This is a genomic window from Mesorhizobium sp. M7D.F.Ca.US.004.01.2.1 (genome assembly GCF_003997785.1).
Classification (GTDB): domain Bacteria; phylum Pseudomonadota; class Alphaproteobacteria; order Rhizobiales; family Rhizobiaceae; genus Mesorhizobium; species Mesorhizobium loti.
In genome coordinates, this window is sequence record NZ_RZRQ01000258.1 from 1 (window position 1) to 8,323 (window position 8,323).

Annotated in this window: 10 protein-coding genes; 2 read left to right on the forward strand and 8 right to left on the reverse strand. The window is 65.1% G+C overall.

Going from position 1 to position 8,323, the window contains the following annotated elements:
- From EN993_RS26465 to EN993_RS26485, 5 genes are all read right to left on the reverse strand, one after another.
- A partial coding sequence (locus EN993_RS26465; RefSeq protein WP_127265236.1) for a glycosyltransferase N-terminal domain-containing protein occupies window positions 1-887 on the reverse strand: 887 nt, incomplete at its 3' end.
- The gene (locus EN993_RS26470; RefSeq protein WP_109663161.1) at window positions 884-1,675 is read right to left on the reverse strand and encodes a lysophospholipid acyltransferase family protein; all 792 of its coding nucleotides are present in this window, start codon (window positions 1,673-1,675) and stop codon (window positions 884-886) included. The genes EN993_RS26470 and EN993_RS26465, both read right to left, overlap by 4 nt.
- Window positions 1,676-1,680: 5 nt before the next feature.
- Complete coding sequence (locus EN993_RS26475) at window positions 1,681-1,926, reverse strand: DUF4170 domain-containing protein (protein ID WP_056593794.1); 246 nt, start codon at window positions 1,924-1,926, stop codon at window positions 1,681-1,683.
- A 103-nt stretch (window positions 1,927-2,029) separates the two neighbouring features.
- Entirely contained in the window at window positions 2,030-2,833 is an 804-nt protein-coding gene (locus EN993_RS26480) for a 3'(2'),5'-bisphosphate nucleotidase CysQ (protein ID WP_127265237.1), read from the reverse strand.
- A complete protein-coding gene (locus EN993_RS26485; RefSeq protein WP_127265238.1) occupies window positions 2,820-4,163 on the reverse strand; it encodes a TldD/PmbA family protein in 1,344 nt (447 codons plus the stop codon). Before EN993_RS26485 ends, EN993_RS26480 begins: the two co-directional genes overlap by 14 nt.
- 166 nt (window positions 4,164-4,329) lie before the next feature.
- Here EN993_RS26485 and EN993_RS26490 point away from each other — a divergent pair, with 166 nt between their 5' ends.
- Entirely contained in the window at window positions 4,330-4,746 is a 417-nt protein-coding gene (locus EN993_RS26490) for a VOC family protein (protein WP_126068712.1), read from the forward strand.
- Between the two features lie 23 nt (window positions 4,747-4,769).
- Here EN993_RS26490 and EN993_RS26495 read toward each other — a convergent pair whose 3' ends face one another.
- Window positions 4,770-5,945, reverse strand: coding sequence for an FAD-dependent oxidoreductase (locus EN993_RS26495; protein ID WP_127265239.1), 1,176 nt, complete (start codon window positions 5,943-5,945; stop codon window positions 4,770-4,772).
- Between the two features lie 114 nt (window positions 5,946-6,059).
- Complete coding sequence (gene epmA, locus EN993_RS26500) at window positions 6,060-7,100, reverse strand: EF-P lysine aminoacylase EpmA (protein WP_127265240.1); 1,041 nt, start codon at window positions 7,098-7,100, stop codon at window positions 6,060-6,062.
- A 117-nt stretch (window positions 7,101-7,217) separates the two neighbouring features.
- Here epmA and efp point away from each other — a divergent pair, with 117 nt between their 5' ends.
- The gene (gene efp / locus EN993_RS26505) at window positions 7,218-7,787 is read left to right on the forward strand and encodes an elongation factor P (protein WP_027038615.1); all 570 of its coding nucleotides are present in this window, start codon (window positions 7,218-7,220) and stop codon (window positions 7,785-7,787) included.
- A gap of 150 nt (window positions 7,788-7,937) precedes the next feature.
- Here efp and EN993_RS26510 read toward each other — a convergent pair.
- Window positions 7,938-8,323 (reverse strand): hypothetical protein (locus EN993_RS26510; RefSeq protein WP_245468971.1); only part of this gene is annotated, 386 nt, incomplete at its 5' end.

Sequence of the window (8,323 nt, forward strand, 5' to 3'; positions counted from 1 at the left end):
TTGCTGCGCCGCGCGACCTTCAGGCCCATGCCGGAAATCTGCGTCGCCAGCGCCTCGGCGCGGTCAGGGTGGCGTGGAACGACGATCGTCAAAAGACCGTGGTGACGCTTGTGCAGTGTCGCGTGGACCTCGGCAGCGACCACCTCCTCGCCATCATGGGTCGAGATCGCCGCCCAGGTCGGGCGCGGGCCGATCTGCCGCCGCAGCGTCGCCAGCACCCGTTCATCGACCGGAGGCGGCGACGTGTCGACCTTGAGGTTGCCCGACACGGTGACCGGCCGCGCGCCGAGCGCCAGAAACCGCTCGCCATCGACATCCGACTGCGCCACCACATGAGCCAGGTTCTCGAACAACGCCTCGGCGATGTTGGCCCGTTTCTTCCACGACTTGAACGAGCGGTCGGACAGCCTGCCATTGACCAGCACCTGCGGCACGCGACGCGCGCCAAGCTCGAGGATGGTCATCGGCCAGATCTCGGATTCGGCGATGATCGCCAGATCCGGCTGCCAGTGATCGAGGAACCGGCTGACCGCCGGCTTGAGGTCGAGCGGCACATATTGGTGGATGATGCGATCGCCGAGCCGCTCGTCGGCAACCTGCGCCGAGGTGACCGTGCCGGTCGTCAGCACGATGTTGACACCATAGTCGAGAATGCTTTCGACCAGCGGCACGACGGCTATTGTCTCACCGACGCTCGCTGCGTGAATCCAGATCACCGGCCCTTCGGGGCGCGCGCGGCCGGCGACGCCATAGCGCTCGCGGCGGCGGTAGCGGTCTTCCTTGCCGCGCGAGGTGCGCCAGGCAACATAGGGTCCGACCAGCGGATAAGCGGCCGCACCCGCGAAACGGTATGCCGACAGCATGGCTCGCGCCCAGCGACCGCTCATCGCGGAGCATCCACGAGACGGTAGGCCTCGGCGGTCGCGGCATTGAGCGCGACGGTCACTTCCTGACGCTTGCGCTCCATTTCGGCTTCATCGGCGCCGGCCGCCACGAAGATCGGCGTGCCGATAACGATCGACGAGCGGCCGAACGGCAGGTTGATGGTGGTCTTGTCCCAGCTCTTCTCCAGCACCTTGCGGCGGCTGGTGGTGATGGCGACAGGCAGCAGTGGCCGACCGGAGAGCCGTGCCAGGAGAACGATACCAAGCCCTGCGTCTCGCGGCGTACCGTGCGGAATGTCTGCTATCATGGCGACGTTCTTGCCGGCACCGAGCGACTTTTTCAGGGCGATAAGTGCTTTTGCCCCGCCCTTGTCGAGGTGCCTGGCATTTTCTCGCCCACCCGAGCCGCGCACCGCTTCGATGCCGAATTTCTCCAGCATCAGCGCGTTGAGCTCGGCATCGGCGCTGCGTGACACCATGGCGACGAGCGGCTTGCGCTTGGGGTAGTAGGCTGGCGTCAGCAGATGCTGGCCGTGCCACAGGGCGATGATGCCAGGCTCGAACTCGGTATAGGCCCCGCCCGAAAACCGCGCCGATCCTTCGACGAGGCGATTGGTGAGGCGCACGAACCGGACGAACTGGGCGAACAGGCTGGCGATGGCGTTCTTGACGAATCGCGACTGCGCCAGCGGTTGGCGAATCTTGCGCCAGAAGGCCTTGGTCGTGCGGCTGCGTCCCCTGCCCGTGGGCGCGGCCTCGTTCGCTGGCCCTTTCGCCAGATCATGCTCCATCGAAGTCAACCGGCAGCCTTGTTGTCGGGGTCGAGCAGGCGATGCAGATGAACGACGAAATAACGCATGTGGGCGTTGTCCACGCTGGCTTGCGCCTTGGCTTTCCAGGCCGTGTGCGCGGATTGATAGTCCGGATAGATGCCGACGATGTCGAGCCCGTCGAGATCGCGGAAATCGGTGCCGCCAAGCTTCTTCAGTTCGCCACCGAACACCAGATGCAAAAGCTGTTTCTTTCCGTCTTCCGCGGCCATGTCGGTCCTTCACATATCGTGAGTTTGTGACAGGTCTAGACCAAAGCCGCCGACTTTGGAACCTTTAGAGCGAGATGAATTCACCTCGCTTAGGAAAACGCTTTCACGCATCCAGCCCGGCGATGACGCCGGCGAGCACGGCCAGCAATTCACCGCTGCCGGCGGCAAGCGCGCCGTGGCGGGTCACCTCGCCGGCATAGAGCGGAGCGCGGCCACGCTGGTCGAGCAACTGGCCGCCGGCCTCGCGCAGGATGAGATCGGCCGCCGCAATGTCCCAGTCATGCGCGTTCGGTTTGACGAAAGTGCCATCCAGCGCGCCATTGGCAATCATGGCCAACCGATAGGCGAGCGAGGGGCTGTAGGGCGCCCGCTTCAGCCGCGCCCGCCATTCGGCCGGCATCAGGTCGGTCAACTGCTTCAGCCCGGAAATCTCAGCCGTATCCGCCAGCTCGCGCACTGCAATGCGCTTGCCGTTGCGGAAGGCGCCCTGGCCGGGCAGCGCCCAATAGGTCTCCTCCATCGCCGGGCATTCCAGCACGCCGGCCAGGGTGCGGCCTCGCTCGACAACGGCAACGCTGACGCACCAGGTGCGCTGGCCTTCCAGGAAACCGCGCGTGCCGTCGATCGGGTCGACGACGAAGGTGCGGCGTGCCGAAAGCCGAACCGGATCGTCGACTGTTTCTTCCGAAAGCCAGCCATAGTCCGGTCGCGCTGCCAGCAGCGTTTCGCGCAGATAGGCGTCGGCGGCATGGTCCGCCTCGCTGACCGGCGATGTGCCACCCTTCATCCAGACTTGCGGCTTGCTGCCGAAATAGCGCATGGCGATGACCCCCGCCTCGCGGGCGGCATCGCGCAGCAGCGGCAAGTCTTCAGTGGCCCCGGCAGTGGTCAGGTCATGCTCCGGCAAGGGTCATGCCTTCGATCAGGAGCGTCGGTGCCGCGGTGCCGAAATTGCGGTCGAGATCGCTCGCAGGCACCATGTTGAGGAACATGGTCTTCAGGTTCGAGGCGATTGTGACCTCGGCGACCGGATAGGCCAGTTCGCCATTCTCGATCCAGAAGCCGGACGCGCCACGGCTGTATTCGCCGGTGACCATGTCGACACCCTGGCCGAACACCTCGGTGACGTAAAAGCCGGTCTTGAGCGATTTGATCAGCTCTTCCGGCGACCGCTCGCCAGGCTCTATGGCGAGATTGGTGGAGGATGGCGTCACGGAAGAGCCACCGCGCGCGCCGCGCCCATTGGTGGTCAGACCAAGCTCGCGCGCGGCCGATGTCGACAGGAACCAGTGGTTGAGCACGCCCTTCTCGACCATGAACAGCTTTTCGCCCTCAACGCCTTCGCCGTCGAACGGACGCGAGGCCTGGCCACGCCGCCGGAGCGGCTCGTCGGTGACGGTGATGGCGGACGCGGCCACCTGCTTGCCCATCATGTTGCGCAGGAACGACGTCTTGCGCGCCACCGAGGCGCCGTTGATGGCGCCGGCAAGATGGCCGGCGATGCCGCGCGCGACGCGCGGGTCGAACACCACGTCGATCGGCCCGGTCGCCGCCTTGCGCGCGCCAATGCGCCGCACGGCGCGCTCGCCGGCCTTGCGGCCGATGTCTTCGGGCGCGTCGAGGTCGGCAAAATGCTGGCGCGAGGAGAATTCATAGTCGCGCTCCATGCCGGTGCCCTCGCCGGCAATGACGCTGGCCGAGCGCGAGAAACGCGAGCCGATATAGTGGCCGAGGAAGCCGTGCGAGGTGGCCAGCACCAGGCCACCCAGCCCCGCACCGGCGCTGGCGCCGGCCGAATTGGTCACGCCCTTGACGGCAAGGGCGGCCGCTTCCGCCGCAAGTGCCGCCTCCTTCAACTGGTCGGCCGACACTTCGGTGGCATCGAACAGGTCGAGATCGCGCGTCTGTTTGGCGAGCAATGCCGAGTCGGCCAGCCCCTGATAGGGATCCTGGGGCGACACTTTCGCCATCGCCACGGCGCGTTCGGCCAGCACCTTCGGATCCGAGGCCGCCGTCGCCGAGACACTCGCCACCCGACCGCCGACGAAAACGCGCAACGCGACATCCTCGCTCTCGGACGATTCGGTGCCCTCGACCTTGCCGAGACGCACCGACACCCCGGTCGAGCGGCCGCGCACGGCCACCGCGTCGGCGGCATCGGCACCGGCCTTCTTGGCAGCCTCGACCAGAGCCGCGACGCGGTCGGTCAATTTTGCTGCGTCTGATATATCGGTCATGCCTGAAATCCTGCTGGTGCGGCCGGCGTCTGGCCGTTGTCCACCCATCTATTGTTCCGGTCCGGCTTGTGCAATGGCATAGGCTTCAATCAAAATGCGGGGCGACGGTTCAAATCGCGAACCCTGTGACGCAAAATCGGTCCCCAGCCTGCTCGGAGCATTTTCGATGACACCCTTCCATCTTGCCTTTCCGGTCCGTGATCTCGATGAAACCCGCGTTTTCTATGGCGAGGTGCTGGGCTGCGCGATCGGGCGTTCGTCAACCACCTGGGTAGACTTCGACCTGTTCGGCCACCAGATGTCGGCGCATCTGCGGCCGCAGGCCGCACAGGCTCCCAGTGACGGCAAGGTCGACGGCATCACCGTGCCGATCCCGCATTTCGGCGCCGTGCTGCTGATGGACGACTGGCAGCGCCTGGCGACGCGGCTGGAGGCGCGCGACGACATCGATTGGCTGGAACGGCCGATGGTCCGCTTCAAGGGCGAGCCCGGCGAACAGGCGACGCTGTTCATCCGCGACCCCTCGGGCAATGCCTTGGAATTCAAGGGCTTTCGCTCGCTGGAGCAGGTTTTCGCGCACTAAACCAGGACGCAGGCACCGATTGATCAGCGACCGAAACGATCCACTGCAAACGGTGCGAGGCGCGCTGGATCGCCGCGTCCGCCGATCAGGTCGGCGACCAGCCGTGCCGTGATCGGGGCGAGCGTCAGGCCAAGATGGCCATGACCGAAAGCATGGATCACCCGGGAACTGCCATGCGAAGGGCCGATGACCGGTCTCGAATCCGGCAGGGACGGCCGGAAGCCGAGCCATTCCGATGAAGGCGGGCCGAGCTTGGGGAAGAATTGCCTGACGCCACGATCGAGCAGCGCCAGCCGGCGCGGGTTTGGTGGCGCGGCGAGCCCGCCGAGCTCTACGGTTCCGGCGACCCGCAAGCGGCCGGTCATCGGCGTCAGGTAGAAACCGAGATCGACTGGGCAGACAGGCCGGGTCAGCAGCGGCGCATCGGTCCGGAATTCCAGGTGATAGCCGCGCTCGGTCTCGAGAGGAATCCTGTCGCCGGCTTGCGCAGCCAGCGCGCGCGACCGCGCACCGGCGGCGATCACCACCGTACCCGCCTTGATGCGAAAACCGGGGCCGCTGAGCCGGACACCGCCTGCCTCGACCTGCAACCCGGCAATCTCAGCTTGCCTCACTGACACACCACGGGCGGTGGCCGCGCCCAGCAATCTCTGCATCACCGCCTTCGGGTCGGTGACATTCATCGAATCCGGGAAGTACAACCCACGCGCCCCGCTCGCCGGCAGGCCGGGCTCGAGTGCTGCCACCTCGTCGGACGTCAGAATCTCCTGGTGAATGCCGAAGCCGGCGCGCATGGCCCGGCCGCCGGCCCCGGCGGCAAAATCGCTTTCGCGGCGATAGAGGTAGAGGCAGCCATTGCGTCGCAGCAGATCCTCCAGGCCGGCCTGGCCGGCCATTTCCTCCCAGGCCGGCAAGGCGCCGGCCAGCAGTCCGGCAATCGCTGCCGGCCAGCGCAGCGAAAACGGGCTGTCGGGATTAAGCAGCAGGTTTGGCAAAGCGCGCAGCACGGCAGGCGTGCCGACCGGCATGCAAGCGTATTCGGCGATCGTTCCGGCATTGCCTGATGAGGCGCCGGAGCCCGGCTCATTGGGGTCGATGAGCAACACTTCGCGGCCCTCCTCGGCAAGGCGAAGCGCCGTCGCCAGCCCGACCACGCCCGCGCCGACAATGGCGATTTCAACGGTTTCCTGTGCTGCCACTGCTGGATCTTCCCGATTGACCTTGAAATCCCGTACCGATCATGTGGTCTCTTGGTTCGGGGTCAGGGTCCAGCCTTCGTCCCTGAAATCGAATGGGCCAGATCTTCCCGCGCGTCAGGCGACCGGCGTCCAGATGACATCCTCGATTTTCTGCGCGCCGGTCGCCAGCATCACCAGCCGGTCGAAGCCGAGCGCGATGCCGCTGGCCGGCGGCATGATGGCGAGGGCGGCGAGAAAATCCTCGTCCAGCGGATAGCGTTCGCCATAGATGCGCTGTTTCTCGTCCATCTCGATGACGAAGCGCCGGCGCTGCTCCTTGGCGTCGGTCAATTCGCCAAAGCCGTTGGCGAGCTCGACACCGCAGCAATAGAGCTCGAAGCGCTCGGCGACGCGCGGGTCGCGCGGGTTCGGCCGCGCCAGTGCCGCCTCGGCCACGGGATATTCGCACAGGATGGTCGCCCGCCTTTGCCCGAGGAAGGGCTCGACCTTTTCCACCATGACCCGGCTGAACAGGTCGGCCCAACTGTCGTCGGGCGCGGTGCGCAAGCCGGCTTGGTCCAAAGCGGCGTACAGCGCGTCGCGGTCGGTGCCGCCGTCGGCGGCGACCGTGGCCAGCAGGTCGATGCCGGCATGGCGGGTGAAGGCATCGGCCACCGTCAGCCGTTCCGGCTCGGCAAACGGATCGCAGTCGCGGCCCCGGAAGGAGAAAAGATTCGCCCCTGCCCTCGTCGCGGCCAGCGCCAGAAAGGCGGCGCAATCCAGCATCAGGCTCTCATAGGCCTCGCCCACCCGGTACCATTCGAGCATAGTGAATTCGGGATGGTGCAAGGGGCCCCGCTCACGATTGCGGTAGACCGGGCCAAAGCTGAAAATCCTGACTTCACCGGCGGCGAGCAGCTTCTTGCAGGCGAATTCCGGCGAGGTGTGGAGATAAAGTGGCGACCGCGCGCCGTCAGGCCCGACCGCTTGCGTGGCGAAAGCCGCAAGATGCGCCTCGTTGCCGGGCGAGATCTGCAAAGCCGCCGTTTCCACCTCGACGAAATCATGGGCGGCGAACCAGTCGCGCAGGCTGGCGGCGATGGCATTGCGCAGCATCAGCCGCGGGCGGCGGTCGGCATGGACATGCGGCGTCCACCAGGGCGAAGCTTCGGTCATGGGGCTCAGATCATGGTGGAATGGGGCTGGCGGCGGCGGCCAAGATGCGGTAGGCCCCCATCCAGCGCCGCACAAGCCGGCAAATGCCAGTCAACTCTTCTTGCAGGATTTAAAACCGTGGTGAAAGTCATCGCCAGTTCGCTCCGCAAAGGCAACGTCGTCGACAAGGACGGCAAGCTTTATGTGATCCTCTTTGCCGAAAACATCCATCCAGGCAAGGGCACCCCAGTGACGCAGCTCGACATGCGCCGCATCGGCGACGGGGTGAAGGTTTCGGAGCGCTACCGCACCACCGAGCAGGTGGAGCGCGCCTATGTGGAAGAGCGCGAACACACGTTCCTGTATCGCGACGGCGAAGGCTTTCATTTCATGAACCCGGAAAGCTATGACCAGGTCGCGGTGTCGGAAGCCGTGGTCGGCGACATGGCGCCTTACCTCCTGGAAGGCATGGCCGTGCAGGTGTCACAGTTCAACGGCATTGCCATTTCCCTGGTGCTGCCGCAGCGCGCCACCTTCGAAGTGGTGGAAACCGAGCCGACGACCAAGGGCCAGACGGCGTCGTCCTCCTACAAACCGGCCGTGCTGTCCAACGGCGTGCGCACCCTGGTGCCGCCGCACATCGCGCCAGGCACCCGCGTGGTGGTGATGACGGCGGATGGGGCTTATGTGGAGCGCGCGAAGGACTGAGGGGGGCGGCGTCTTTTGCCTTCAGGGGTGAGCGGGCGAAGGCGGTTGCGGTCGTTAGCCTTTCGCTCCGGCACGGAAAGCTCCTGCCCGAAGCTACCGCTCGAAACGAGCATTCAATGCCGCATCGGGAGCCCCCGATCCGGACTGCATTCAGGATGGCCAAAGCGGCTTCACCCGCTCAATGCGATATCTTTTCTCGAATTCACGGAGCACCATTTCGAGCGTTGCCTCAAAAGCACCCTGATCGAACATCATCGATTTCTTCGCCTCGTGAAAGTAGCGCCAGTCGGTGAAGGCATCTTGGTGCTGATGCAGAATGTGACGAATGCTGTAGCCGATGTAGAAACCATTGGGATGATACGGGACCACTGACCTTTTGAACTCAGCGTCGAGTTTCTCTTGGCTTTCGGGCTTTAGGCGATCAAACAGCTTCATCAGGTTGTGCGATTTGACAACTCTTGGATCGTCGTGGTCGAAGACGAACCACGCTTTGAGTGCCAGCTCCATCGAAAGCGCCAAAAGCATCGGTTCAACAC